A 26,361-nucleotide genomic window follows, 5' to 3' on the forward strand; every position below is an offset into this window, starting at 1 on the left:
CATCGCGAGCAGGCTCGCTCCTACAGCGCACGACATGTGGGAGCGAGCCCGCTCGCGATTGAACGATGACCCAGTCGCTCAGATGACGAACAGATCGACAAACCGGTTCACCGCCGTCCCCTCCAGCCGCGCCTGATCCCTGCACAACGCCACGATCTCCCCGCACCGCTGCCCGCCAAAGCGCGTCGCCAGGTTGGCCCTGAACTTGTCCTCCAGCAGGGGAATCCCCTCGGCCCGGCGCCGGCGGTGGCCGATCGGGTACTCCACCCGCACATTGTCGGTGTGGGTGCCGTCCTTGAAGAACACTTGCACCGCATTGGCGATGGAACGCTTGTCCGCCTCCAGGTACTCGCGGGTGAAGCGCGGATCCTCGACGATGATCATCTTGTCCCGCAGCTCATCGATGATCGGATGCGCCGCGTGGAAGCCGTCCTCGTAGTGCTCGGCCACCAGGTCGCCGAACGCCAGCGGCACGGCGGTCATGTATTGCAGGCAATGGTCGCGGTCGGCGGCATTGGCCAAAGGGCCGACTTTGGAAATGATGCGGATCGCCGATTCGTGGGTGGTGATGACGATCCGGTCGATCTCGCGCAGACGGTCGCGCACCTGCGGATGCAGGGCCACGGCGGCTTCGCAGGCGGTCTGCGCATGGAACTCGGCGGGGAAGCTGACCTTGAACAGCACGTTCTCCATCACATAACTGCCGAACGGCCGTGAGAGGCTGAAGGAGCGCCGGTCTTCAGGCTTGAGCGCCAGATCGCTGTTGGTGTGGCTGAACGACACGTCGTAGAAGCCCCACTGCCGGGCGCTCAGCACGCCGGGGATGCCCATCTCGCCGCGCATCGCGATGTCGGCCAGCCTGACGCCCCGGCTCGACGCGTCCCCCGCCGCCCAGGACTTGCGCGAGCCGGCGTTCGGCGCATGGCGGTAGGTGCGCAGCGCCTGGCCGTCGGCGAAGGCATGGGACAGCGCCGACAGCAATTGCTCGCGGTTGGCGCCCATCAGTTTGGCGCTGACGGCGGTGGAGGCGACTTTCACCAGGATGACGTGATCGAGCCCTACGCGGTTGAACGAGTTTTCCAGGGCGATCACGCCCTGGATCTCATGGGCCATGATCATCGCTTCGAGCACCGCACGCATGTCCAGCGGCGTCTCGCCCCGGGCCACGCGCTGCTGCGACAGGTGATCGGCCACCGCCAAAATCGCGCCGAGGTTGTCGGACGGATGCCCCCACTCGGCGGCCAACCAGGTGTCGTTGTAGTCCAGCCAGCGCACGGCGCAGCCGATGTCCCACGCGGCCTTCACCGGATCGAGCCGGTAAGGCGTGCCCGGCACCCGCGCACCGAACGGCACGACGGTGCCCTCCACGAGCGGGCCCAGATGCTTGGTGCACTCCGGAAAGCGCAAGGCCAGCAGGCCGCAGCCCAGGGTGTCCATCAGGCAGTGGCGGGCGGTGTCGAGGGCCTCGGCGGATTCGGTCTTGAAGGTGAGGACGTAGTCGGCGATGTCCTGCAGGACACGGTCGTAGTCGGGGCGGTTGTTCTGGTCGACGTTGGCGCTCATGGTCGATTCACTCCGTGAAGTGGTTCGTTGAGGGGACCTCGGTTCAGGGCTAACGCTTTCTTATTGTGGAAATGCGGCTGTATCGATTCTGCTGTGGCGTCTGGGCTGACGCTATCGCCAGCAGGCTGGCTCCCACAGGGATCTCGGGTGGAGCAACCTGCGCGGTCGCCGCAAAACAAGGTGGGAGCCAGCCTGCTGGCGATGACGCCAGCGAAAGCACCGCCCGACAGGCTCCCACACCGTGTTCCGGTCAGGTCAGAAGGCGTCGCCGGGCACCCGGACGAAACCTTCCATCAGCACCCGCGCGCTGCGGCTCATGATGGCTTTCTTCACGACCCACTCGCCGTTCTCCAGGCTCGCCTCGGCGCCGACCCGCAGCGTCCCGGACGGATGGCCGAAGCGCACGGAATTGCGCTCGGTGCCGCCGGCCGCCAGGTTCACCAGCGTCCCGGAGATCGCCGCCGCCGTGCCGATGGCCACCGCCGCCGTGCCCATCATCGCGTGGTGCAGCTTGCCCATGGACAGGGCGCGAACCAGCAGATCGACGTCCTCGGCCGCCACTGCCTTGCCGCTGGAGGCCAGGTAATCCGCAGGCCGCGCGACGAACGCCACCTTCGGCGTGTGCTGGCGCTGGGCCGCCTCTTCCAGACGGGAAATCAGGCCCATGCGCAGCGCGCCGTGGGCGCGGATGGTCTCGAACATCGCCAGCGCCTTCGGGTCGCCGTTGATCGCGCCTTGCAGCTCGGTGCCCTTGTAGCCGATGTCCTCGGCGTTGACGAAGATCGTCGGAATGCCGGCGTTGATCATCGTCGCCTTGAAGGTGCCGACGCCGGGCACTTCCAGGTCGTCGACCAGGTTGCCGGTGGGGAACATCGAACCGCCGCCGCCCTCTTCTTCCGCCGCCGGATCCATGAATTCCAGCTGCACTTCGGCCGCCGGAAAGGTCACGCCGTCGAGCTCGAAGTCACCGGTCTCCTGGACTTCGCCGTTGGTGATCGGCACGTGGGCGATGATGGTCTTGCCGATGTTGGCCTGCCACACCCGCACCACCGCCACGCCGTTGCGGGGAATGCGGTCGGGGTCGACCAGGCCGTTGCTGACGGCGAACGAACCGACCGCCGCCGAGAGGTTGCCGCAGTTGCCGCTCCAGTCCACGAACGGCTTGTCGATGGCGACCTGGCCGAACAGGTAGTCGACGTCGTGGTCGGCCTTGATGCTCTTGGACAGGATCACGGTCTTGCTGGTGCTGGACGTGGCGCCGCCCATGCCGTCGATCTGTTTCTCGTAAGGGTCGGGGCTGCCGATCACCCGCAGCAGCAACGCATCGCGGGCCGGGCCCGGCACCTGCGCCGCTTCGGGCAGGTCCTGCAGGCTGAAGAACACGCCCTTGCTGGTGCCGCCGCGCATGTAGGTGGCGGGGATCTTGATCTGTGGTGCGTGAGCCATGGTGCTCCTTAATCGCCGGCGCGGACCTTGAGGCCTGCGCCGGCACAGCGTGGATTAGACGGCGGCCGCCGACTCTTCGAGGAAGTCCTGGGCAAAGCGCTGCAGCACGCCGCCGGCCTCGTAGATCGACACTTCTTCGGCGGTGTCGAGGCGGCAGGTCACCGGCACCTCGACGCGTTCGCCGTTCTTGCGGTGGATCACCAGCGTCAGGTCGGCGCGCGGCGTGCGGTCGCCGATCACGTCGTAGGTCTCGCTGCCGTCGATGCCCAGGGTCTTGCGGTCGGTGCCCGGCTTGAACTCCAGCGGCAGCACGCCCATGCCCACGAGGTTGGTGCGGTGGATGCGCTCGAAGCCTTCGGCGACGATCGCCTCGACCCCGGCCAGCCGCACGCCCTTGGCCGCCCAGTCACGGGACGAACCCTGGCCGTAGTCGGCGCCGGCGATGATGATCAGCGGCTGCTTGCGGTCCATGTAGGTCTCGATGGCTTCCCACATGCGCATCACCTTGCCTTCCGGCTCCACCCGGGCCAGCGAGCCCTGCTTGACCTTGCCGTTCTCCTGCACCATTTCGTTGAACAGTTTCGGATTGGCGAAGGTCGCGCGCTGAGCGGTGAGGTGGTCGCCGCGGTGGGTCGCGTAGGAGTTGAAGTCTTCCTCCGGCAGGCCCATTTTCGCCAGGTATTCGCCGGCGGCGCTGTCGAGCATGATCGCGTTGGACGGCGACAGGTGGTCGGTGGTGATGTTGTCCGGCAGCACCGCCAGCGGGCGCATGCCCTTGAGCGGACGGGCCCCGGCCAGCGCGCCTTCCCAGTACGGCGGACGGCGGATGTAGGTGCTCATCTCGCGCCAGTCGTACAGCGGCGCGACCTTGGGGCCGGTGTCTTCGTGGATCGCGAACATCGGGATGTAGACCTGGCGGAACTGCTCAGGCTTCACCGCCGCCTTGACCACCGCTTCGATCTCTTCGTCGCTCGGCCAGATGTCCTTCAGGCGGATTTCCTTGCCGTCGGCCACGCCCAGCACGTCTTTCTCGATGTCGAAACGGATGGTGCCGGCGATGGCGTAGGCGACCACCAGCGGCGGCGAAGCAAGGAACGCCTGCTTGGCGTACGGGTGGATCCGCCCGTCGAAGTTGCGGTTGCCCGAGAGCACGGCGGTGGCGTACAGGTCACGGTCGATGATTTCCTGCTGGATCACCGGATCCAGCGCGCCGGACATGCCGTTGCAGGTGGTGCAGGCGAACGCCACGACGCCGAAGCCGAGCTGCTCCAGCTCCTTGCCCAGCCCCGCTTCGTCCAGGTACAGCGCCACGGTCTTGGAGCCCGGCGCCAGCGACGACTTGACCCACGGCTTGCGGGTCAGCCCCAGCTTGTTGGCGTTGCGCGCCAGCAGGCCGGCGGCGATCACGTTGCGCGGGTTGCTGGTGTTGGTGCAACTGGTGATGGCGGCGATGATCACCGCGCCGTCGGGCATTTGCCCCGGCACGTCGTCCCACTGTCCGGAGATGCCCTTGGCGGCCAGATCCGCCACCGCCACGCGGGCGTGGGGGTTGCTCGGGCCGGCCATGTTGCGCACCACCGAGGACAGGTCGAAGCTCAGGCTGCGCTCGTACTGCGCGCCTGTGAGGCTGTCGGCCCACAGGCCGGTGGTGCGGGCGTAGTTCTCGACCAACTGCACCTGCTCGTCGTCGCGGCCGGTGAGCTTGAGGTAGTCGATGGTCTGCCGGTCGATGTAGAACATCGCCGCCGTGGCGCCGTATTCCGGGGCCATGTTGGAGATGGTCGCGCGGTCGCCCAGGGTCAGGGCCGAGGCGCCCTCGCCGAAGAACTCCAGCCACGCGCCGACGACCTTCTGCTTGCGCAGGTATTCGGTCAGCGCCAGCACCATGTCGGTGGCGGTGATGCCCGGCTGCAGCTTGCCGGTCAGTTCGACGCCGACGCTTTCCGGCAGGCGCATCCACGAGGCGCGGCCGAGCATCACGCTTTCGGCCTCAAGGCCGCCGACGCCGATGGCGATCACGCCCAGTGCATCGACGTGCGGGGTGTGGCTGTCGGTGCCGACGCAGGTGTCGGGGAACGCCACGCGCTTTCCGTTTTCATCGGGGCGCACCTGGATCACCGGGGACATTTTCTCCAGGTTGATCTGGTGCATGATGCCGTTGCCCGGCGGGATCACGTCGACGTTCTTGAACGCTTTCTTGGTCCAGTTGATGAAATGGAAACGGTCCTCGTTGCGACGGTCCTCGATGGCGCGGTTCTTCTCGAACGCCTGCGCATCGAACCCGCCCGCCTCCACCGCCAGCGAGTGGTCGACGATCAGTTGGGTCGGCACCACCGGGTTGACCTGCGCCGGGTCGCCGCCCTGCCGGGCGATCGCGTCGCGCAGGCCGGCCAGGTCCACCAGCGCGGTCTGGCCGAGGATGTCGTGGCACACCACCCGGGCCGGGAACCACGGGAAGTCGAGGTCGCGCTTACGCTCGATCAGTTGCTTGAGCGAATCGGTGAGCGTGGCCGGGTCGCAGCGGCGCACCAGGTTTTCCGCCAGCACCCGCGAGGTGTACGGCAGGGTGTCGAAGCTGCCGGGCTGGATCGCCTCGACCGCGGCGCGGGCATCGAAGTAGTCCAGGGCGGTGCCGGGGAGCGGTTTACGAAATTGTGTGTTCATCGGTCAGGACTCGGGGCACGGTGATAACAAAAGGATGGGGCCTGACATCGATACTGGAATCACACCTAAACCTGTGGGAGCTGGCTTGCCAGCGATTGCGGCGGGTCAGCCGCCATCGATGCTGGATATGACTCCGTCATCGCTGGCAAGCCAGCTCCCACAAGGACTTCGGTGAACGTCGGTATCGGTGCCTGGCCTCCACCGTTCAGCGACGTTCGATTGGCACGAACTTGCGCTGCTCGACGCCGGTGTACTCGGCGCTCGGACGGATGATGCGGTTGTTGGCGCGCTGCTCGAACACGTGCGCCGCCCAGCCGGTCAGGCGCGAGCAGACGAAGATCGGGGTGAACAGCTTGGTTGGGATGCCCATGAAGTGATACGCCGATGCATGGTAGAAGTCGGCGTTGGGGAACAGCTTCTTCTGCTCCCACATGGTCTTGTCGATGGCCTCGGAGACCGGGAACAGCACCTTGTCGCCCACTTCGTCGGCGAGCTTCTTCGACCAGCCCTTGATCACCTCGTTGCGCGGGTCGCTGTCCTTATAGATCGCGTGGCCGAAGCCCATGATCTTGTCCTTGCGCTCGAGCATGCCGAGGGTGCCTTTGATCGCCTCTTCCGGCGACGAGAAGCGCTCGATCATTTCCATCGCCGCTTCGTTGGCGCCGCCGTGCAGCGGGCCGCGCAGCGAGCCGATGGCCGCCGTCACGCAGGAATACAGGTCCGACAGGGTCGAGGCGCACACGCGGGCGGTGAAGGTCGAGGCGTTGAACTCGTGCTCGGCGTAGAGGATCAGCGAGACGTTCATCACCTTGACGTGCAGCTCGCTCGGCTTCTTGCCGTGCAGCAGGTGCAGGAAGTGGCCGCCGATGGACGGCTCGTCGCTGACGCAATCGATGCGTTTGCCGTCGTGGCTGTAGCGGTACCAGTAGCACATGATCGCCGGGAACGCGGCCAGCAGGCGGTCGGTCTTGTCGCGCTGCTCGGAAAAGTCCTTCTCCGGCTCGATGTTGCCCAGGAACGAGCAACCGGTGCGCATCACGTCCATCGGGTGGGCGTCGGCGGGAATGCGCTCCAACACTTCCTTGAGCGCCTGCGGCAGGTCGCGCAGCTTGCTCAGCTTGCCTTGGTAGGCGGCGAGCTGGGCCTGGGTCGGCAGTTCTCCGTAGAGCAGCAGGTACGCCACCTCTTCGAATTGCGCATCCGCCGCCAGTTCGCGCACGTCGTAGCCGCGGTAGGTCAGGCCGGCACCGGCCTGGCCCACGGTGGACAGGGCGGTCTGCCCGGCGACCTGGCCCCGGAGCCCGGCGCCGCTGAGTACTTTTGCTTCGGCCATTGCTGTCTCCAATCTTCTTGAATTTGTTTGGGAAACTTGCGGGAGCGGGCCTGCCCGTCCCACAGGATCTGGTTCAGCCTTTCTTCTGCGCGAACAGCGCATCGAGCTTCTGCTCGAAGGTGTGGTAGTCGATGCGGTCATAGAGCTCCATGCGCGTCTGCATGGTGTCGATGACGTTCTGCTGGGTGCCGTCGCGGCGGATCGCCGTGTAGACGTTTTCGGCCGCCTTGTTCATGGCGCGGAACGCCGACAGCGGGTACAGCACCAACGACACGTCGGCGCCGGCCAGTTGCTCGGTGGTGTAGAGCGGCGTCGAGCCGAATTCGGTGATGTTGGCCAGGATCGGCGCCTTCACGCGGCTGGCGAACAGTTTGTACATCTCAAGTTCGGTGATGGCTTCCGGGAAGATCATGTCGGCGCCGGCCTCGATGCACGCCGCAGCGCGGTCCAGGGCGGACTCCAGGCCTTCGACGGCCAAGGCGTCGGTGCGGGCCATGATCACGAAGCTGTCGTCGGTGCGGGCATCGACGGCGGCCTTGATGCGGTCGACCATCTCCTGCTGGGTGACGATCTCTTTGTTCGGACGGTGGCCGCAGCGCTTGGCGCCGACCTGGTCTTCGATGTGGATGGCGGCGGCGCCGAACTTGATCATCGACTTGACGGTGCGCGCGACGTTGAACGCCGAGGCGCCGAAGCCGGTGTCCACGTCCACCAGCAGCGGCAGGTCGCAGACGTCGGTGATGCGGCGCACGTCGGTCAGCACGTCATCCAGGCCGGTGATGCCCAGGTCCGGCACGCCGAGGGAGCCGGCGGCCACCCCGCCGCCGGACAGGTAGATCGCCTTGAAGCCGGCGCGCTTGGCCAGCAGCGCATGGTTGGCGTTGATCGCGCCGACCACTTGCAGCGGATGCTCGCTGGCGACCGCGTCGCGAAAACGCTGGCCTGGAGTGTTCTGGTTGGAACTCATGACTCACCTCGTTCAGTGGCTGTCGGGTTGGCGCCGTCCTGGTAGTGACGGGCGATGTTGCGTTTGGAGGCGCCGATGTGGCGGCGCATCAGAAGTTCGGCCAGTTCGCCGTCACGGTCGGCGATGGCGTCGAGGATCCGGTGGTGTTCGGCAAAGGCCTGGCGCGGACGGTTGGGCGTGGTGGAGAACTGGATGCGGTACATGCGCACCAATTGGTAGAGCTCGCCGCAGAGCATCTGGGTCAGGGTGCGGTTGCCGCTGCCCTGGATGATCCGGTAATGGAAGTCGAAATCGCCTTCCTGCTGGTAGTAGCCGAGCCCGGCCTGGAACGCCGCGTCGCGCTCGTGGGTCTCCAGCACCTGGCGCAGCTCGTCGATTTCTTCGCTGCTCATGCGTTCGGCCGCCAGGCGGCACGCCATGCCTTCGAGGGATTCGCGGATCTCGTAGAGCTCCAGCAGTTCGGCGTGGCTCAGCGACACCACCCGCGCCCCGACGTGCGGCACCCGCACCAGCAGACGCTGGCCTTCCAGGCGATGAATGGCCTCGCGCAGCGGGCCGCGGCTGATGCCGTAGGTGCGCGCCAGCTCAGGTTCGGAGATCTTGCTGCCCGGGGCGATCTCCCCCTTGACGATGGCGGCCTGGATGCGCCGGAAGACGTTTTCCGAGAGCGTTTCCGAATCGTCGCCGCTGGCGACCGGAGGATCGAGTTGATCCAGCATATTGTCGACACCTTGAATTCCAATGCGGCAAAAACTAGCCAATTAGCCCGCATCAGTCAAAGGATAAATAGACATTGTCGACAATCGTCTAATAACCCGCGATTCCAACCCCATGGGTTATAGACCGCCCCCGGCGCTGGCGCCATAAATGCGTCGTGCTAGAATGCCGCCCGCATTTGCGGGTCATTTGCACGGCTTGTCATAAAAAGCTGATAGGCACACGAAGGCACACGGGCAGACAGGACCTCCTGATGCCGTGGCCCTGAACCGAGAACGGAACGCTGCTCGCCAGGATTTATGAGACTCAAGCCCTTCCCCACATTCTTCGCGCTGTTCTGCTTGCCCGCCCTTGCCGCCGCCGGGGAGAAGACCGTGTACGGCCTCAACGAGTACGCGGCGCTGGACGGCATCAACCTGGAAGTCGCGGCCAAGCTCGACACCGGCGCCAAGACCGCCTCGCTGAGCGCCCGCGACATCAAGCGCTTCAAGCGCAACGGTGAGTCGTGGGTGCGCTTCTACCTGGCCATCGACAAGGCGCATTCGCACCCGATCGAGCGGCCGCTGGCCCGGGTCAGCAAGATCAAGCGCCGCGCCGGCGACTACGACCCCGAAGAGGGCAAGCAGTACACCGCCCGCCCGGTGATCGAGCTCGACATCTGCATGGGCGCGGCGATGCGCAGCATCGAAGTGAACCTGACCGACCGCAGTGCGTTCCAATACCCGCTTCTGATCGGCTCCGAAGCGCTCAAGCGCTTCGATGCGCTGGTCGACCCCAGTCTTAAATACGCTGCCGGCAAGCCTGCCTGCGCCATCGCCGCTCATACCGCCGAGTAATTTCAATGCGTTCTCTTACCTTCCACCTGAAAATCCTGATCGCCGTCCTCGTGCTGCTGGGCGTCTCGGTCACGGCCTATCAGATTTTCGTGCTCGGCATCCCGGTCACCGAAGACGCCACCGACGACCTGTGGAACATCGACGCCAAGGTCGAGTTCGTCGCCAGCACCAAGGACCCGGTCAAGATCCAGATGTTCGTGCCGCCCCTGAGCCGCGACTACGTCAGCCTCAACGAGAGCTTCATCTCCAACAACTACGGGGTGGCGGTCAACCGCATCGACGGCAACCGCAAGGTGACCTGGTCGGCGCGTCGGGCCAAGGGCAACCAGACCCTCTACTACCGCCTGGTGCTGACCAAGCGCTACACCGCCGAGAAATCCAAGGTCAAAGGCCCGACCTTCCGCGACAGCATGGCCATCGAAGGCCCCGAAAAGATCGCCGCCGAAGCCCTGCTCGCGCCGATCCGCCAGCACTCGGCCGACGTCGAGACCTTCATCGGCGAGGCGATCAAGCGGGTCAACAACGTCAACGACGACAACGTGAAACTGCTGCTGGCGGGCGATCCGTCCACCGCGCACAAGGCCAAGATCGTCGAGCTGCTGCTGTCCATCGCCCACGTGCCGGTGGAAAAGGTGCACACCATCCGCCTGGTGGCCGACCAGCCGCAGATGCCTGAACTGTGGCTGCGCAGCTTCAACGGCACCGACTGGCTGTACTTCAACCCGGAAACCGGCGAACAGGGCCTGCCGACCGACCGTCTGCTGTGGTGGATCGGCGACGAGAACCTGATCACCGTCGACGGCGGCAAGAAGGCCAACGTGACCTTCAGCCTGAACAACAGCGAAATGAACGCCATCCGCCTGGCCAAGCTGACCGACGAGAACACCGACGCCAACTTCCTCGAATACTCGCTGTACGGCCTGCCGCTGCAGACCCAGCAGACCTTCATGATCATGGTGATGATCCCGATCGGCGTGCTGGTGATCCTCATCCTGCGCAACCTGATCGGCCTGCAGACCCTGGGCACGTTCACCCCGGTGCTGATCGCCCTGGCCTTTCGCGAGACGCAACTGGGCTTCGGCATCTTGCTGTTCACCGTGATCACGGCGCTGGGCCTTTCGCTGCGCTCGTACCTGGAACACCTGAAGCTGCAGATGCTGCCGCGCCTGTCGGTGGTGCTGACCTTCGTGGTCGTGCTGATCGCCGCCATCAGCCTGTTCAGCCACAAGCTGGGGCTTGAGCGCGGGCTGTCGGTGGCGCTGTTCCCGATGGTGATCCTGACCATGACCATCGAACGCCTGTCGATCACCTGGGAAGAGCGCGGCGCCAGCCATGCGATGAAAGTGGCCATCGGCACGCTGTTCGCCGCGTCCCTGGCGCACCTGATCATGACCGTGCCGGAGCTGGTGTACTTCGTGTTCACCTTCCCGGCGGTGCTGCTGATCCTGGTGGGCTTCATGCTGGCCATGGGTCGCTACCGCGGCTACCGCCTGACCGAACTGGTGCGCTTCAAGGCTTTCCTGAAGAAGGCTGACGCCTGATGTTCGGTTTCTGGAAGACCTGGAAGGCCCTGGAAGCCCGCGGCATCATGGGCATCAACCGGCGCAACGCGGACTACGTGCTCAAGTACAACAAGCGCAGCCTGTACCCGATCGTCGACGACAAGATCATCACCAAGGAGCGCGCGCTCCAGGCCGGCATCCATGTGCCGGAACTGTATGGCGTGATCTCCACCGAGAAGGAAATCGACAAGCTCGGCGAGATCATCGGCGGGCGCAACGATTTCGTGATCAAGCCGGCCCAGGGTGCCGGCGGCGACGGCATCATCGTGGTCGCCGACCGCTTCGAGGGCCGCTACCGCACGGTGTCGGGCAAGATCATCAGCCACGAGGAGATCGAGCACCACATCTCCAGCATCCTCACCGGCCTGTATTCCCTGGGCGGGCACCGCGACCGGGCGCTGATCGAGTACCGGGTGACCCCGGACCAGATCTTCCGCAGCATCAGCTACGAAGGCGTGCCGGACATCCGCATCATCGTGCTGATGGGCTACCCGGTGATGGCCATGCTGCGCCTGCCGACCCGCCAGTCCAACGGCAAGGCCAACCTGCACCAGGGCGCCATCGGCGTCGGCGTCGACCTGGCCACCGGCCTGACCCTGCGCGGCACCTGGCTGAACAACTTCATCAGCAAGCACCCGGACACCACCAACGCGGTGGACGGCGTACAGCTGCCCTACTGGGACGGCTTCATGAAGCTGGCCGCCGGCTGCTACGAACTGTGCGGCCTGGGCTACATCGGCGTGGACATGGTGCTGGACCAGGACAAGGGCCCGCTGATCCTCGAACTCAACGCCCGGCCGGGGCTGAACATCCAGATCGCCAACGACTGCGGGCTGACGTCGCGCACCCATGCGGTCGAGGCGCACCTGGAGCAGCTCAAGGCCCGGGGCATCACCGAGACGGCGGCGGAGCGCGTGGCGTTCACCCAGGAAATGTTCGGGCACATCCCGACGGTCGAGGGCTGATCCGGCGCCGCGTCGCGACCTTCGAGCAGGCTCGCTCCCACAGGGCTCATGTGCATTGGCGCGCCCTGCAGAACGGCCCCCGATCTGCCAATCCCCGACATCCCCTCTAGGAGCGAACCCCTGAGGGGACTACAATCCCCACCCCGCCTCGATGGCCGATTTGCCCCGCCCATGCCGACCTGTTCCGTACACCCGCTGCCCTACCGCGCCGATCCCGCCGACTACTTCGCGGCTGTCCGCCACGCCCCCGGCGCCGTGCTGCTCGACAGCGGCCGCCCGAGCGCCGACCGCGGCCGCTTCGACCTGCTCAGCGCCTGGCCGCTGGAGCAACTGGCGGTGTTGCCGGACGAAAGCGGCGAGCGCTTCTTGCAACGCCTGCGCAGCCAACTGGCGCGCCTGGGCGACGCCGCACTGCCCGACGGCAGCGAACTGCCGTTCGCCGGCGGCCTGATCGGCTACCTGAGCTACGACTTCGGCCGGCACCTGGAGAACCTGCCGAGCCAGGCCCTGGATGACCTGCAATTGCCCGACGCACGCTTCGGCCTGTACGACTGGGCCCTGATCAGCGATCACCTGGCGGCCACCAGTCAGCTGGTGTTCCATCCGTCAGTGAACGACAACGAAAGGCAGCGCCTGATCGAGCTGTTCAGCCGGCCCGCGAACGCGGCAGACGCGCCTTTTGGCCTGAAGTCGCCGATGGCGGCCGACCTCTCGGCCGATGACTACCGTCAGGCCTTCGAGCGCATCCAACAGTACATTCAGGCCGGCGACTGCTATCAGGTCAACTTCGCCCAGCGCTTCCGCGCCCCGTGCGAAGGCGATCCATGGCTGGCGTACAAGGCGTTGCGCGCAGCCTGCCCGACGCCGTTTTCCGGCTTCCAGCGCCTGCCCGACGGCGGCGCGGTGCTGAGCCTGTCGCCGGAGCGTTTCGTCAAGGTCAGCCGGCGCCAGGTGGAGACCCGGCCGATCAAAGGCACCCGCCCCCGCGGCGCAACAGCGGCCGAAGATGCCGCCAACGCCGCCGAACTGCTGGCCAGCCCCAAGGACCGCGCGGAAAACCTGATGATCGTCGACCTGCTGCGCAACGACCTGGGCCGCACCTGCCGCACCGGGTCGGTGCGGGTGCCGGAGCTGTTCAGCCTGGAAAGCTATCCGAACGTGCATCACCTGGTCAGCAGCGTGACCGGCGAACTGGCGGACGGCCGCGACGCGCTGGACCTGATCGTCGGCAGCTTCCCCGGCGGTTCGATCACCGGCGCGCCGAAGATCCGCTCGATGCAGATCATCGACGAACTGGAGCCGACCCGGCGCGGCCTGTACTGCGGCTCGTTGCTGTATCTGGACGTGCGCGGCGAGATGGACAGCTCCATCGCCATCCGCAGCCTGTTGGTCAAGGACGGGCAGGTGTGCTGCTGGGGCGGGGGCGGGATCGTCGCCGACTCGGACTGGCAGGCGGAATACCAGGAATCGATCACCAAGGTGAAGGTCCTGCTCGAGACCTTGCAGAACCTCTGAGCGGTGTGGCGAGGGCGCTGGCTCCCTCGCCACAACAAGCCTTACAGGCTCAAGTCCCGGTTCGACGCCTTGAGGAACTCCTGCTTCAGTTCGGCAAAGCTGTGCACCGCCGGGAACTGCGGGAACTCACGGGTCACGTTGTCCGGCGCGTGGAACAGGATCCCGGCGTCCGCCTCGCCCAGCATGCTGGTGTCGTTGTAGGAATCGCCGGCGGCGATCACCCGGTAATACAAACTCTTGAAGGACAGGACCGACTGACGCTTGGGATCTTTCTGACGCAGTTGGTAGCCGGTCACCCGCCCGCTGTCATCGGTGACCAGACGGTGGCAGAGCAAGGTCGGGAAGCCCAACTGACGCATCAGCGGCTGGGAAAACTCATAGAAGGTGTCCGACAGGATCACCACCTGGAAGCGCTCGCGCAGCCAGTCGACGAATTCCGCCGCGCCGTCCAGCGGCTTGAGGGTGGCGATCACTTCCTGGATGTCCGAAAGCTTGAGGCCGTGTTCGTCGAGGATCCGCAGGCGCTGTCTCATCAGCACGTCGTAGTCGGGAATGTCCCGGGTGGTGGCCTTGAGCGATTCGATTCCGGTTTTTTCGGCGAAGGCGATCCAGATTTCCGGCACCAGCACCCCTTCAAGATCAAGACAGGCAATTTCCACAACGACACTCCGTTTTTTAATGTTTATCGGGCCGAGCGAGCCCGAACTCTAGCCGCTCGCCCCCGGCCGCGCAACGCAGAGGGCGCCCCGGCGGGCCGCGCTTTTTGTTACCATCGGCGCCACATAGAGCGCCCAGCGCCACCGACCTGTAGGAAGCCGCCCTGATGAGTGCAACGTTCGACATCGTGGAACTCGCCACGACCTATGCCAGCAAATCCCCGCAGGACATCCTGAAGCTCGCCTTCGCCGAGTTCGGCGACGACCTGTGGATATCCTTCAGCGGCGCCGAGGACGTGGTGCTGGTGGACATGGCCTGGAAGCTGAACAAGAACGTCAAGGTGTTCAGCCTCGACACCGGCCGCCTGCACCCGGAAACCTACCGCTTCATCGATCAGGTGCGCGACTTCTACAAGATCGACATCGACATCGTCTCGCCGGACCACACGAAACTGGAACCGTTCGTGAAGGAAAAGGGCCTGTTCAGCTTCTACAAGGACGGCCATGGCGAATGCTGCGGCATCCGCAAGATCGAGCCGCTGCGGCGCAAGCTGTCCGACGTCAAGGCCTGGGCCACCGGCCAGCGCCGCGACCAGAGCCCCGGCACCCGCAGCGCGGTGGCGGTCATGGAGATCGACTCGGCGTTCTCCACACCGGAGCGCACCCTGTACAAGTTCAACCCGCTGGCGCAGATGACCAGCGAAGAGATCTGGGGCTACATCCGCATGCTGGAACTGCCTTACAACAGCCTGCACGAGCGCGGCTTCATCAGCATCGGCTGCGAGCCCTGCACCCGCCCCGTGCTGCCGAACCAGCACGAGCGCGAAGGCCGCTGGTGGTGGGAGGAAGCGACCCAGAAGGAATGCGGGCTGCACGCGGGGAACATCATCAGCAAGGCGTAACGCCCTTCGCCAGCAGGCTGGCTCCCACAGGATCTTGCGGTGGACTCAGGTTCCGCAAACACCTGGGATCCCTGTGGGAGCCAGCCTGCTGGCGATAACGCTACGTCACGCAACATAAATGTCGGCAGTGCCGGCCTCATCGCTTGCAGGCAAGCTCCTACACAGATTTCACCCGTCTCAAAAATGTGTACACATGAATGTCACCATCCGTGCCATTTATGTGTGCACTTTTCGTTTCTGCGCCCTGAAAAGTTACACCCGACGCTCCCCCGCCCTACTCTCATTCCTCCTCGAAATCCGCGGCGAAAAATAAATACCTGTTCAACCGGTCAATTTATATCGCCTCCAATTCAGACACTTATCGGATATCGATAACTTTTCGAAATGAGCGACGCTTTCCATAGATCGCCGACTGGCACGCATCTGGCTTAAGTGCATGCATGTTTTGTATACAAAACTATTCAAGACATACACACACTTTCGATCCGCACGCCTGAAGCGCCCTATCCCGTACAGGCTGCAGACGCCCCATCACCAGTGATGCCTCACTGGCCGCGACGAAGATTTGTCGAGCCCCAACGCTCATGCACAGTCATCGCGGCCCGGACATCAGGAGCCTGCCGGAATGCGTACAAGTCTCTCCAACAACATCGCGCTGAATCTGCCCGCCGCTTCCCCCGACCGAACCGTGACCGGCGACGATGCCGCTGAACCGCTGCAACTGAGCCCGCGCCTGCACAACCGCGACCTCGCGCCGACCAAGGCCGAAGGCCGGCGCTGGGGCCGCTACAGCATCTTCGCCCTGTGGACCAACGATGTGCACAACATCGCCAACTACTCGTTCGCCATCGGCCTGTACGCCATGGGCCTGGGCGGCTGGCAGATCCTGCTGTCGCTGGGCATCGGCGCGACGCTGGTGTACTTCTTCATGAACCTGTCCGGCTATATGGGGCAGAAGACCGGCGTGCCGTTCCCGGTCATCAGCCGGATCAGCTTCGGCATCCACGGAGCGCAGATTCCGGCCCTGATCCGGGCGGTGATCGCCATCGCCTGGTTCGGCATCCAGACCTACCTCGCCTCGGTGGTGTTCCGCGTGCTGCTCACGGCGATCCATCCGGGCTTCGCCGACTACGACCACAACTCGATCCTCGGCCTGTCGAGCCTGGGCTGGGTGTGTTTCGTGGCGATCTGGCTGGTGCAACTGACGATCCTGGCCTACGGCATGGAAATGGTGCGGCGCTACGAAGCCTTCGCCGGCCCGGTCATCCTGCTGACCGTCGCCTGCCTCGCCGCGTGGATGTACACCCAGGCCGACGCGACCATCGCCTGGTCGATCCGCGAACCGCTGACCGGCGCCGAGATGTGGCGCAACATCTTCGCCGGCGGCGCGCTGTGGCTGGCGATCTACGGCACGCTGATCCTCAACTTCTGTGACTTCGCCCGTTCCTCGCCGTGCCGCAAGACCATCAAGATCGGCAATTTCTGGGGGCTGCCGGTGAACATCCTGGTGTTCGCCGGCATCACCGTGCTGCTGTGCGGCGCGCAGTTCCAGATCAACGGGAAGATCATCGAAAGCCCGACCGAAATCATCGCCTCGATCCCGAACACCTTCTTTCTGGTGCTCGGCTGCCTGGCGTTCCTGATCGTCACCGTGGCGGTGAACATCATGGCCAACTTCGTCGCCCCGGCCTTCGTGCTCAGCAACCTGGCGCCGAAATACCTGACCTTCCGCCGCGCCGGCCTGATCAGCGCCACCCTCGCCGTGCTGATCCTGCCGTGGAACCTCTACAACAGCCCGTTGGTGATCGTGTATTTCCTGTCGGGCCTGGGCGCCCTCCTCGGCCCGCTGTACGGGGTGATCATGGTCGACTACTGGCTGATCCGCAAAGGCCGGATCCACGTGCCGCAGCTCTACAGCGAACACCCTGCCGGCGCCTATTACTACAGCCGCGGGGTCAATCTGCGCGCCGTGGCGGCGTTCATTCCTGCGGCGCTGATCGCCATCGTCCTGGCGCTGGTGCCGGGCTTCCACAGCGTTTCGCCGTTCTCCTGGCTGACCGGCGCCGGCATCGCCGCACTGCTCTACCTGATCATCGCCCAGCGCCAGCCGCACTACGCCGACGTCAGCGGCGAGGCCATCGCCGTCGACAACGTCAGCCACTGAACCTTCCGGCGGCCCGCCGACGGGCCGCAGCACCCACCGCAATAAGGACTTTCCATGCGCATTCTCGTGGTCAACGTCAACACCACCGAATCCATCACCCAGGCCATCGCCCGTTCCGCCCAGGCGGTCGCGGCCCCCGGCACCGAAATCGTCGGCCTGACCCCGTACTTCGGCGCCGACTCGGTCGAAGGCAATTTCGAAAGCTACCTGGCCGCCCTCGCCGTGATGGACCGGGTGATGGCCTACGACCAACCGTTCGACGCCGTGATCCAGGCCGGCTACGGCGAGCACGGCCGCGAAGGCCTGCAGGAGCTGCTCAACGTGCCGGTGGTGGACATCACCGACGCCGCCGCCAGCACCGCGATGTACCTGGGCCACGCCTATTCGGTGGTCACCACCCTGGACCGCACCGTGCCGCTGATCGAAGACCGGCTCAAGCTGTCGGGCCTGTGGGACCGTTGCGCCTCGGTGCGGGCCAGCGGCCTGGCGGTGCTGGAGCTGGAGCACGAGCCGCAGCGCGCAGTGGAGGCCATTGTCCGCCAGGCCGAGCTGGCGGTGACCCAGGACAAGGCCGAAGTCATCTGCCTGGGCTGCGGCGGCATGGCCGGGCTCGACGAACAGATCCGCCAGCGCACCGGCGTGCCGGTGGTGGACGGCGTGACCGCCGCGGTGACAGTCGCCGAATCGCTGGTGCGGCTGGGGCTGTCGACGTCCAAGGTGCGCACCTATGCGACGCCGCGGCCGAAGACCATCATCGGCTGGGGCGGGCGGTTCGGCCGCTAGGCCGCGTCATCGTTCATCGCCGGCAGGCGGGCTCCCGCATTCGAATCGCCTCTCACCCTGTGGGAACCAGCAGCTGGCGATGGCGGTGGGTCAGGCACTGGTGATGCTGGATGTGCCGGCCTCATCGCTTGCAGGCAAGCTCCTACAGGTTTTGTGATGGGCAGAAATCTTGCGGGCCGTCGGCAACCACTGTGGGAGCCAGCCTGCTGGCGATCGGCCGCGCCTCGCCTCCGAACCAGACTCAGACCGCACTGAACCGCTGCGCCAGCCCCTGCCCGGCGAACTGCTCGATGATGAAATCGACGAACGCCCGGGTCTTGCCCGGCAGCAGCCTGTGCTCGGCGTAATAGATGGAGATGTTGCCGTCGTCGACGTACCAGTCCCGCAGTACCCGCCGCAACGTGCCGGCCTCAAGGTAAGGCACGGCGAACGGCATGCTCACCAAGGCGATTCCCAACCCCTGCACCGCCGTGGCGCAGGCCGCTTCGGAATCGCTCATGGTCATGCATGCCTTGAGGGTCAACGGGCTGTGCTGACGGTTGCGGTGGGTCAGTTGCCAGGAGCGCACCCGGCCGGTCTGCGGCGAGCGGATCAGGATCCCGTCGTGGTCCGTCAGATCCTCCGGCCCTTGGATCATGGCGCGCCTGTCCAGATAGTCCTCCGCCGCCACCAGCACCCGGTGCGCCGGGGTCAACCGGCGGGCGACCACACCTTGCGGCAGCTCGAAGCCGCCGCCGATCGCCGCATCGAACCCCTGTCCGATCAGATCGACCTGGCGGTTATCGAAATGCCAGTCCGGACTGATCGCCGGAAACCGCCGCAGGAACTCCCCCAGCAACGGCACGATGTACAGCCGCCCGAACACCGTGCCCATGCTGACCTTCAGCGTGCCGGCCGGCTGCCCGCCGGCGCTGGCCAGGTTGGCGACGGCGTTCTGGATGGTGGTGAGGCTGGCGCTGACTTCACTCAGGAACAGCTGCCCCGCCTCGGTCAGCGTCAGGCTGCGGGTGCTGCGCTGGAACAGCCGTACCCCCAGGCGCGCTTCCAGTTTCGCCACACTCTTGCCGACCGCCGCCGGCGTCAGGCTCAGGCGCCGGGCAGCCTCGGCGAAGCTGCCGACCTCGGCGCTGCGGACAAAGCATTCGATACTGCTGAAGGTTTCCATGGGCATCACTATAAACTTTTGGTTTACACAGACTATAGCAACCATGGTCTACCCTGCTCTGGGCCCGAAGCCGATACTCGGCTCCAACAACAAGGCATCCCGCCTTGAATTTTCCGGAGATCGAACATGACCACTCAAACCCTCAGCGGCAAAGTCGCTCTGATTCAAGGCGGATCCCGTGGCATCGGCGCCGCCATCGTCAAACGCCTGGCCGCCGAAGGCGCCGCCGTGGCCTTCACCTACGTCAGCTCCGCCGCCAAGGCCGAGGAACTGCAGAACAGCATCACCGCCACCGGCGGCAAAGCCCTGGCGATCAAGGCCGACAGCGCCGACGCCGATGCCATCCGCCACGCGGTGAGCGCCACCGTCGAAACCTTTGGCCGCCTCGACATCCTGGTCAACAACGCCGGCGTCCTCGCGGTCGCCCCGCTGGAAGACTTCAAACTGGAAGACTTCGACCAGACCCTGGCCATCAACGTGCGCAGCGTGTTCATCGCCACCCAGGAAGCGGCCCGGCACATGGGCGAAGGCGCCCGCGTCATCAACATCGGCAGCACCAACGCCGACCGCATGCCCTTCGCCGGCGGCGGTGTGTACGCCATGAGCAAATCCGCGCTGGTGGGCCTGACCAAAGGCCTGGCACGGGATCTTGGCCCCCGCGGCATCACCGTCAACAACGTGCAGCCGGGCCCGGTCGACACCGACATGAACCCGGCCCACGGCGACTTCGCAGACAGCCTGATCCCGCTGATGGCCGTCGGCCGTTACGGCACCGCCGATGAGATCGCCAGTTTCGTCGCCTACCTCGCAGGCCCCGAAGCCGGTTACATCACCGGGGCCAGCCTGACCATCGACGGCGGTTTCGGCGCCTGATCCGCCCTCTTCTGCCCAGAACGAAAAACGCCGCCCCTCCTGGCCAGGAGGGGCGGCGTTTTTTCGTGCCCGGGCTTTACGGGCCGGTCAGGCCCAGTCCAGCGCCGGCAAACCGCAGGCGCCCGGAGTGAACGCTTTCAACGAACGGAGAATCCCGTCGGCATGGGCGTACTTCTCATCGGCCATGGCCGCGTCGGGAATCGCGATGGCCGTCATGCCGGCCGCCTTCGCCGCCGTCACGCCGAACGGCGAGTCCTCGAACACCAGGCAATCCTCGGGCGCCACGCCCAGACGTCGGGCGGCGGTGAGGAAAATGTCCGGCGCAGGTTTGGCCGCACCGACTTCCGGGTCGTCGGCGGTGACGATGAAATCGAACAGCGCGAACCAGTCACGGTGCAGGGTGGTTTTCTGGCCGAACGACTGGCGCGAGGAACTGGTGCCCACCGCGATCGGCACATCGTGCGCCTTGAGGTGGCGGATCAGCTCCTCGGCGCCGGGCATGGCCTGGGCGGTCGGGAAACGCTCGCGCATCAGCGGCTCGCGGATGACCAGGAACTCCTCGGCGGTGATCGGCAGGTCCAGCGCCTCGACCACATACCGCGCCAGATCCTCCGCCCCGCGGCCGATGATGTTCTGCTTGACGCTCCAGTCAAAGGTCCGCCCGTACCGCCCGGCGATGATGGACGTGACCTCGGTGTAGATGCCCTCGGTGTCCAGCAGCAAACCGTCCATATCGAAAATCACGGCCTTGACCGGGCCGAACGCCTTCATCGGTGCATTCATCACAGGATCCGTTATCAAAGACATCCCAGGCGGCTCGAACGGGCCGCTGCTCGGATCTGATTAAAGGGTTCAGCAGCATAACGAGAGCCGCGCGGATTGGGCAACGGGCAATCTCGCCGCCGGTCTGCGGGCACCCGGAACATTTAAGGAATTGCCCTACAAGCATTGCCTCCTTTCCCGGCTTATTTACTTTTCGATCCCCAGCAAAGTTCCGCGCCTATCCATTGATCTGCGCGAGTGACTGCCCATGCTTCCATCCGACCGCCTCCTGGCCTTGAACAACAGCATCGGCCTGCTGGTGGTCGCCGCCCTGAACCCCGACCGTCCCGACTTCGAATCGCTGATCGCCGAGTTCCGCCTGTGCCTCAACGACTACGACAGCTGGGCCGAGCAGTTCTGGGACGGCACCGCGCTGGATGTCGGGCAGGTGTTCAAGGTCGGCAACGACGTGCGCCTCAGCGCGCCGGTCAGCCCCACCAAACCCGTCAGCTCCTCGGTGGTCATGTGCCCGGCCACCGGGCCGCTGACCTTGGTCCATCTGTTCGAAGCCGCACGCTTTGTGCCGATCGGCGACACGCCGGTCATGCTGGAACCGGTGCTGGCCGACAAGGGCGGAGTCCTGACATACGGCGAGCCGCTGCACCGCACCATCGGTCCGAGCGGCATTCTGGAAGTCGACGACTGCGAACGGGGCCAGCGTTATCGCATCACCTTCTTTCCCGATGTTTCCTCCGACCATGTCAAGGCGCTGCATGCCTCCTATCAGGACGTCGTCAACGGCCTGGAAGCCTGGCTGCGTGAGGAATGGACGGGGTTCCAGCCCTTGTGGACGGAGTTTTCCGACGCCGGCTTCCGTGAACGCTACGGCCAACTGCAACGGGCGGACTGGCGTGGCTTCGAGCGCGCGCTGCAAAGCGTCTGGGACGACATCAAGCAGGTGTTCGGCCTGCTCGCCGACCTGCAGGCCAACAGCGAAAAACTGCTGCAGTATCTGACCGAGGTCGAACTGGAGGCTTTGCTGAAGGCTTCCTCCGAGGCCATTGCCAACGGTTTGCTGGTGCTCGGCGATGAGCCTTTGCTGTTCATCCATCTCGCCGCCTTCACCAGTTGGCTGAAGATGCTGCCGCCGCAGTGCCTGGCCGAAGTGGTGGCGGAGGTTCGGGCCGAACTGCTGGTCGGTTTCCTGCTGACGAGCATCTCCGGCGGCGTGGGCCTGCCCTTGCGGTTGAGCGACAAGGTGCTGGACAAGGTCAAGTCGCCCCGGGCCCGGCAATGGCTGGCGGCTGCGGCCTTGCGGCTGTCCGAACAGGCGGCGGCTCCCGGTCTGGCCCGGCACGCGAACGCACTGAAACCTTTGATGGTCAACGCGCGACCGGCGCCGCTGAAGCCGACGCCTGCCGTTCCACTGGAAATCCGCACGGCCGGCCCGCTGGTCTTGAGGGTGCCCAATCCGGCCGCGGTGGCCCGTGGCAAATCCCGGGACATGACGCTGCTGGAGCGGCGCGAACCCCACCACGACGCCCCGGACCAGGCAAAGAACCCCAACGGCGACAGCGCCGACTGCGCCGCCCGCACCTGCACCAACGGCTGCCCGGTGTCCATGGTCACCGGCGAAGAACTGCTTACCCTCACCGACGGCACCCTCGACGGCCTGCTGCCGTTTGCGTTCACCCGGCTCTACCGCACCAGCGCCGCCGAGATCGACCTGGGCCTCGGGTTCGGCTGGAGCCATTCGCTGGCCCACCGGCTGGAGCCCGACGGCGACGGGGTCGTCTGGATCGACGACGAAAACCGACGCACCCGCTTTCCCCTGCCGGACCGCAAGCGCCCGGCGATCCACAACAGCCTGTCGCGGGCGGCGATCTACCTCGGCGAAGACCCGGAGGAACTGATCGTCGCGCCAGCGGGCGAAACGGTGCGGTTCCACCACTTCCGGGACGGGTGCCTGACCGCCATCAGCGATGCCTACGGCAACCGGCTGAGCGTGCAGCGCGACACGTCAGGTCGGATCCGGCGCCTCGACAACGGCGCCGGACGCTCCCTGCTGCTGCGCTACGAGCGCCGGCACGTGACGGCCCTCGAATACCAGGTGTTCCGCGACGACGCCTGGCACACCGGACAGACCCTCGCCAGCTACCGCTACGACGCCCGCCACCGCCTCACCGAAGCCACCAACGCCGCCGGCGAAAGCGAACGCTACGACTACGACGACGCCCACGTCATCCTCCAGCGTCAGTTGGCCGGCGGCGCCAGCTTCTATTGGGCCTGGGAGCGCGTCGGCAAGGCGGCGCGCTGCGTGCGCCACTGGGCCTCGTTCGCGCAAATGGATACCCGCTACGTCTGGGACGACGCAGGCCAGGTGACGGTGCGCTACGCCGATGGCCGCGAGGAAGCCTACGTCCACGACGAACGCGCGCGGCTGGTGCGCCAGGTCGCGGCGGACGGCGGCGAACGACTCATGACCTACGACGGGGCCGGCCGCCTGACCGCCGAGCAGGATGCGCTGGGTGCCGTCACCGAGTATCGCTACGACGACGCCGGACGGTTGGTGGCGCTGATTCCGCCCCAAGATGCCCCGACCTCCTACGAGTACCGCGACGGTTTCCTGCACAGGCGACGCCGGGGCGAGGCGGTCTGGACTTACCGGCGCAACGCCCAGGGCGACGTTACCGAGGCAGTCGATCCTGACGGCCAGGTCACCCACTGCCATTACGACCCGCAAGGCCGCCTGCTGTCGGTTCGCTATCCGGACAATGGCCGCCACACCTTCACTTGGAACGACCTCGGCCAATTGCTGGAGGAGGCCCTGCCCGACGGCGGCGTGCGGCAGTACGCCTACGATGCCCTGGGGCGGCAGGTCAGCGCCCGGAACGAGCATGGCGCCGTCACCCGCCGACAATGGGATCCGGTGGGAAGGTTGGTGCAGGTCACGCACCCCGGCGGCGCAAGCCGCGACTACAGCTACAGCGCCTACGGCCAGGTCACCGCCGAACGCGACGAACTGGGCCGCATCACCCGCTACGAGTATGACGACGACCTGCACCGGGTCAGCCGCCGGATCAATCCCGACGGCACACGGGTGCAGTACCGGTACGACCATGCGCAACTGCTGCTGACGGAGATCGAGAACGAGTCCGGCGAAACGTATTCGCTGGACTACACGCCCACCGGGCTGATCCGCCAGGAGACCGGCTTCGACGGCCGACGCACCGGTTACGCCTACGACCGCAACGGTCATCTGCTGGAGAAGACCGAGTTCGGCGACGACGGCTCAACGCTCGTCACCCTCTACCGGCGGGATACGGCCGGGCGCCTTCTGCGCAAGACGCTGCCCGACGGGGTGGAGATCAGCTACCGCTACGACCTGCTCGGCCGGCTGGTCGGGGTGGACGACAGCCAGGATCATCCGCTGGCGTTCGAATACGACACCCAGGATCGCCTGACCGTCGAGCACCAGGGCTGGGGCACGCTGCGCTACGCCTACGACGCCTGCGGCCGGCTCACGCGCATGCGCCTGCCGGACAACAGCAAGCTCGATTACCGCCATGCCAAAGGCGGCGCGCTGGAGGGGATTGACCTCAACGGGGCTCCCCTGACCCGCCATGTCTATCGCTCAGGTCGCGAACAGCAGCGCCAGCAAGGCCTGCTCCTGAGCGAATACGTCTACGACGAACAGGGCCGGCTGAAGGCCCATGCCATCGGCCAACAGCACCATCCGCTGTACCGGCGCGACTACGCCTACAGCGCCAACGGCAACCTCGACCACATCGCCGACACGCGCCACGGCCAACGCAGCTACCAGTACGACGCCCTCGACCGGCTGATCCGCGTGCGCCACTCCCGGGACGAGGCGCCGGAGCGCTACGCCCACGATCCGGCCGGCAACCTGCTGATGCAGAACCGGCCCGGCCCCGCGAGCATCAAGGGCAACCGCCTGCTCAGCGACGGCGACCGGCTCTACGACTACGATGCGTTCGGCAACCTGATCCGCGAGCGTCACGGCCAGGGACTGCCGCTCGTCACCCTGTACCGCTACGACAGCCAACACCGCCTGATCGGCCTCACCCGTCCCGACGGCCAAACCGCCAGCTACCGCTACGACGCCTTCGGCCGGCGCATCGCCAAGACCGTCGACGGCCAGACCACCGAGTTCTTCTGGCAGGGCGACACCCTCGTCGCCGAAAGCGGCCCGGCGCACCACCGCAGCTACGTCTATGAGCCCGGCAGCTTCCGCCCGCTGGCGCTGCTCGACGGCCCCGGCCCGAAAAGGGCCTGCCCGTTCTACTACCAACTCGACCACCTCGGCACCCCGCAGGAACTCACCGACTACAGCGGCGAAATCGTCTGGTCGGCGAAATACGACGCCTACGGCAAAACCACCCGCCTGAGCCAAAGCCCCGACGAACGCCTCGACCAACCGCTGCGCTTTCAGGGGCAGTACTTCGACGCGGAAAGCGGACTGCACTACAACCGCCACCGCTACTACGACCCGGAGACAGGCCGCTACCTGACGCCGGACCCGGTGAAGCTGGCGGGCGGATTGAACCAATACCGGTACGTGCCGAATCCGACGGGATGGGTTGATCCATTGGGGTTGAGCTCCAACTGCCCGACGCCAAATGGGCCGGGTTGTGCGGTGCCGGATGGGGTGGGTGATTCGGTTGTTGATGAGGGGGTGCCTAAGCTTCCAAAATCAGCTCCTCGATATTTTGGCAGTGAAGGAAAGCTCACTGAACATTATGAAAAACATGGAGCTGAATTTAAGGCCACGAGCAAAGAGGAATACTTGCTAATAGCTCGCGACGTTGTCGACCAAGGTACTGTTGTTGAGTACTTATACAAGGGAGAAGTCCGATCAGGTTATTTTCAACTGATGGGAAACAACCGCAGGGGAGAGACAAAGTTTGCGTTCGTCGGCAGCAACCGAAACAACGAGATCACCACACTGCACACAAAAAGCGGCAAGGAATTTTGGCGCATAATCAATGGCGACGCAGGAGATAAAACGGTGAGACCTATTTATGAGTGAAAAATACAGAGCGGTGATTATCGAAATCGATCCTGTCGTAGAAGAGGCAGTTCTGATTTTTGTTGAAGGATATACGGTTAGGTGTTTTGCGGGTTCCTGCCCAATCGCTCTAGAAGTGGGCCAAACCTATGATGTCGAGTTAGAAATGGTACTACCTGATGAGGGGGGCGTGTCGGCAGCAGATTGCGAGAAGAAAAAAATTGAAATGAAAGGGAGCGGCTTTTCTTGTGAGCTCAGCGGACGACTTGACGGGGCAGTTTTCCGATCTTTTGTCGATTTCTCGGATCAGGATATTCATTACGAACATCCTGATCTAAACGGACTATGCATCAAGGTTTCCGTAGAACGAATAGATGCGAGCTTCTGGCCCACCTGAAGGCTTTTCGCTTGAGCAGGCTTCTTCGCAAGCAAACCCAACGCCAAAGCATCCGCTGTTAC

At 65.1% G+C, this 26,361-nt stretch carries 19 protein-coding genes; 10 read left to right on the forward strand and 9 right to left on the reverse strand.

Annotated elements, in window-relative coordinates:
• Positions 1–78: 78 nt before the first annotated feature.
• The 6 genes from prpD to CAG33_RS10180 form a co-directional block, all read right to left on the reverse strand.
• The gene (prpD, locus tag CAG33_RS10155) at positions 79–1,563 is read right to left on the reverse strand and encodes a 2-methylcitrate dehydratase (protein WP_085631347.1); all 1,485 of its coding nucleotides are present in this window, start codon (positions 1,561–1,563) and stop codon (positions 79–81) included.
• 255 nt (positions 1,564–1,818) lie between these two features.
• On the reverse strand, positions 1,819–3,009 hold the full coding sequence (gene prpF, locus CAG33_RS10160; protein WP_085631346.1) for a 2-methylaconitate cis-trans isomerase PrpF: 1,191 nt from the start codon (positions 3,007–3,009) through the stop codon (positions 1,819–1,821).
• Between the two features lie 54 nt (positions 3,010–3,063).
• Positions 3,064–5,673 (reverse strand): Fe/S-dependent 2-methylisocitrate dehydratase AcnD, encoded by a 2,610-nt coding sequence (gene acnD, locus CAG33_RS10165; RefSeq protein WP_085638231.1) that lies wholly within the window; start codon positions 5,671–5,673, stop codon positions 3,064–3,066.
• A gap of 205 nt (positions 5,674–5,878) precedes the next feature.
• Positions 5,879–7,006, reverse strand: coding sequence for a 2-methylcitrate synthase (gene prpC / locus CAG33_RS10170; protein ID WP_085577610.1), 1,128 nt, complete (start codon positions 7,004–7,006; stop codon positions 5,879–5,881).
• Positions 7,007–7,079: 73 nt separating this feature from the next.
• Positions 7,080–7,973 (reverse strand): methylisocitrate lyase, encoded by an 894-nt coding sequence (prpB, locus tag CAG33_RS10175; RefSeq protein ID WP_085577611.1) that lies wholly within the window; start codon positions 7,971–7,973, stop codon positions 7,080–7,082.
• Entirely contained in the window at positions 7,970–8,692 is a 723-nt protein-coding gene (locus CAG33_RS10180; RefSeq protein ID WP_085631342.1) for a GntR family transcriptional regulator, read from the reverse strand. Before CAG33_RS10180 ends, prpB begins: the two co-directional genes overlap by 4 nt.
• 297 nt (positions 8,693–8,989) lie before the next feature.
• Between CAG33_RS10180 and CAG33_RS10185 the strand changes: the two genes are divergently transcribed.
• From CAG33_RS10185 to pabB, 4 genes are all read left to right on the forward strand, one after another.
• Positions 8,990–9,526 carry an ATP-dependent zinc protease gene (locus tag CAG33_RS10185; RefSeq protein ID WP_085577613.1) on the forward strand — a complete coding sequence of 179 codons (537 nt, stop codon included), beginning with the start codon at positions 8,990–8,992 and terminating at the stop codon, positions 9,524–9,526.
• A gap of 5 nt (positions 9,527–9,531) precedes the next feature.
• Positions 9,532–11,067 (forward strand): inactive transglutaminase family protein, encoded by a 1,536-nt coding sequence (locus CAG33_RS10190; protein WP_085577614.1) that lies wholly within the window; start codon positions 9,532–9,534, stop codon positions 11,065–11,067.
• The gene (locus CAG33_RS10195; RefSeq protein WP_085577615.1) at positions 11,067–12,053 is read left to right on the forward strand and encodes an alpha-L-glutamate ligase-like protein; all 987 of its coding nucleotides are present in this window, start codon (positions 11,067–11,069) and stop codon (positions 12,051–12,053) included. The genes CAG33_RS10190 and CAG33_RS10195 overlap by 1 nt, the downstream gene beginning before the upstream one ends.
• Before the next feature lie 171 nt (positions 12,054–12,224).
• Entirely contained in the window at positions 12,225–13,568 is a 1,344-nt protein-coding gene (gene pabB / locus CAG33_RS10200; RefSeq protein ID WP_085638234.1) for an aminodeoxychorismate synthase component I, read from the forward strand.
• 41 nt (positions 13,569–13,609) lie between these two features.
• Here the strand turns inward: pabB and thrH are convergent, their stop codons facing one another.
• Positions 13,610–14,227, reverse strand: a complete 618-nt coding sequence (gene thrH, locus CAG33_RS10205) for a bifunctional phosphoserine phosphatase/homoserine phosphotransferase ThrH (protein ID WP_085638237.1) — start codon at positions 14,225–14,227, stop codon at positions 13,610–13,612.
• A gap of 164 nt (positions 14,228–14,391) precedes the next feature.
• Here thrH and CAG33_RS10210 point away from each other — a divergent pair, with 164 nt between their 5' ends.
• The 3 genes from CAG33_RS10210 to CAG33_RS10220 all read left to right on the forward strand — a co-directional run bounded on the left by CAG33_RS10210 (position 14,392) and on the right by CAG33_RS10220 (position 18,073).
• Positions 14,392–15,126 (forward strand): phosphoadenylyl-sulfate reductase, encoded by a 735-nt coding sequence (locus CAG33_RS10210; protein WP_085577618.1) that lies wholly within the window; start codon positions 14,392–14,394, stop codon positions 15,124–15,126.
• Positions 15,127–15,751: 625 nt separating this feature from the next.
• On the forward strand, positions 15,752–17,290 hold the full coding sequence (locus CAG33_RS10215; RefSeq protein ID WP_085638240.1) for an NCS1 family nucleobase:cation symporter-1: 1,539 nt from the start codon (positions 15,752–15,754) through the stop codon (positions 17,288–17,290).
• A 54-nt stretch (positions 17,291–17,344) separates the two neighbouring features.
• Positions 17,345–18,073, forward strand: coding sequence for an aspartate/glutamate racemase family protein (locus tag CAG33_RS10220; RefSeq protein WP_085577620.1), 729 nt, complete (start codon positions 17,345–17,347; stop codon positions 18,071–18,073).
• A gap of 241 nt (positions 18,074–18,314) precedes the next feature.
• On the opposite strand, the gene CAG33_RS10225 is transcribed toward CAG33_RS10220, so the two are convergent.
• On the reverse strand, positions 18,315–19,238 hold the full coding sequence (locus tag CAG33_RS10225) for a LysR family transcriptional regulator (protein WP_085638243.1): 924 nt from the start codon (positions 19,236–19,238) through the stop codon (positions 18,315–18,317).
• 126 nt (positions 19,239–19,364) lie between these two features.
• Here CAG33_RS10225 and CAG33_RS10230 point away from each other — a divergent pair, with 126 nt between their 5' ends.
• The gene (locus CAG33_RS10230) at positions 19,365–20,111 is read left to right on the forward strand and encodes a 3-oxoacyl-ACP reductase family protein (RefSeq protein WP_085577622.1); all 747 of its coding nucleotides are present in this window, start codon (positions 19,365–19,367) and stop codon (positions 20,109–20,111) included.
• Positions 20,112–20,198: 87 nt separating this feature from the next.
• On the opposite strand, the gene CAG33_RS10235 is transcribed toward CAG33_RS10230, so the two are convergent.
• Positions 20,199–20,894 carry an HAD-IA family hydrolase gene (locus CAG33_RS10235; RefSeq protein ID WP_085577623.1) on the reverse strand — a complete coding sequence of 232 codons (696 nt, stop codon included), beginning with the start codon at positions 20,892–20,894 and terminating at the stop codon, positions 20,199–20,201.
• 247 nt (positions 20,895–21,141) lie between these two features.
• On the opposite strand from CAG33_RS10235, the gene CAG33_RS10240 reads away from it, so the two are divergent.
• Both CAG33_RS10240 and CAG33_RS10245 read left to right on the forward strand, forming a co-directional pair.
• A complete protein-coding gene (locus CAG33_RS10240) occupies positions 21,142–25,923 on the forward strand; it encodes an RHS repeat-associated core domain-containing protein (RefSeq protein WP_085638246.1) in 4,782 nt (1,593 codons plus the stop codon).
• Entirely contained in the window at positions 25,916–26,299 is a 384-nt protein-coding gene (locus CAG33_RS10245) for a hypothetical protein (RefSeq protein ID WP_085638249.1), read from the forward strand. Before CAG33_RS10240 ends, CAG33_RS10245 begins: the two co-directional genes overlap by 8 nt.
• The last annotated feature ends 62 nt before the right edge of the window (positions 26,300–26,361 follow it).

It is taken from the genome of Pseudomonas sp. B3(2017), assembly GCF_002113595.1.
Lineage (GTDB): Bacteria > Pseudomonadota > Gammaproteobacteria > Pseudomonadales > Pseudomonadaceae > Aquipseudomonas > Aquipseudomonas ekonensis.

What these genes read in the sequence shown, in the direction of transcription:
- CAG33_RS10195 (WP_085577615.1), top strand. Translation starts at nt 11,067, where the DNA reads ATGTTCGGTTTCTGGAAGACCTGGAAGGCCCTGGAAGCCCGCGGCATC.
- prpF (WP_085631346.1), bottom strand. Translation starts at nt 3,009, where the DNA reads ATGGCTCACGCACCACAGATCAAGATCCCCGCCACCTACATGCGCGGC.
- CAG33_RS10190 (WP_085577614.1), top strand. Translation starts at nt 9,532, where the DNA reads ATGCGTTCTCTTACCTTCCACCTGAAAATCCTGATCGCCGTCCTCGTG.
- CAG33_RS10235 (WP_085577623.1), bottom strand. Translation starts at nt 20,894, where the DNA reads ATGAATGCACCGATGAAGGCGTTCGGCCCGGTCAAGGCCGTGATTTTC.
- CAG33_RS10215 (WP_085638240.1), top strand. Translation starts at nt 15,752, where the DNA reads ATGCGTACAAGTCTCTCCAACAACATCGCGCTGAATCTGCCCGCCGCT.
- pabB (WP_085638234.1), top strand. Translation starts at nt 12,225, where the DNA reads ATGCCGACCTGTTCCGTACACCCGCTGCCCTACCGCGCCGATCCCGCC.
- CAG33_RS10230 (WP_085577622.1), top strand. Translation starts at nt 19,365, where the DNA reads ATGACCACTCAAACCCTCAGCGGCAAAGTCGCTCTGATTCAAGGCGGA.
- CAG33_RS10225 (WP_085638243.1), bottom strand. Translation starts at nt 19,238, where the DNA reads ATGGAAACCTTCAGCAGTATCGAATGCTTTGTCCGCAGCGCCGAGGTC.
- prpC (WP_085577610.1), bottom strand. Translation starts at nt 7,006, where the DNA reads ATGGCCGAAGCAAAAGTACTCAGCGGCGCCGGGCTCCGGGGCCAGGTC.
- CAG33_RS10220 (WP_085577620.1), top strand. Translation starts at nt 17,345, where the DNA reads ATGCGCATTCTCGTGGTCAACGTCAACACCACCGAATCCATCACCCAG.
- CAG33_RS10210 (WP_085577618.1), top strand. Translation starts at nt 14,392, where the DNA reads ATGAGTGCAACGTTCGACATCGTGGAACTCGCCACGACCTATGCCAGC.
- prpD (WP_085631347.1), bottom strand. Translation starts at nt 1,563, where the DNA reads ATGAGCGCCAACGTCGACCAGAACAACCGCCCCGACTACGACCGTGTC.
- CAG33_RS10240 (WP_085638246.1), top strand. Translation starts at nt 21,142, where the DNA reads ATGCTTCCATCCGACCGCCTCCTGGCCTTGAACAACAGCATCGGCCTG.
- CAG33_RS10245 (WP_085638249.1), top strand. Translation starts at nt 25,916, where the DNA reads ATGAGTGAAAAATACAGAGCGGTGATTATCGAAATCGATCCTGTCGTA.
- CAG33_RS10180 (WP_085631342.1), bottom strand. Translation starts at nt 8,692, where the DNA reads ATGCTGGATCAACTCGATCCTCCGGTCGCCAGCGGCGACGATTCGGAA.
- acnD (WP_085638231.1), bottom strand. Translation starts at nt 5,673, where the DNA reads ATGAACACACAATTTCGTAAACCGCTCCCCGGCACCGCCCTGGACTAC.
- prpB (WP_085577611.1), bottom strand. Translation starts at nt 7,973, where the DNA reads ATGAGTTCCAACCAGAACACTCCAGGCCAGCGTTTTCGCGACGCGGTC.
- CAG33_RS10185 (WP_085577613.1), top strand. Translation starts at nt 8,990, where the DNA reads ATGAGACTCAAGCCCTTCCCCACATTCTTCGCGCTGTTCTGCTTGCCC.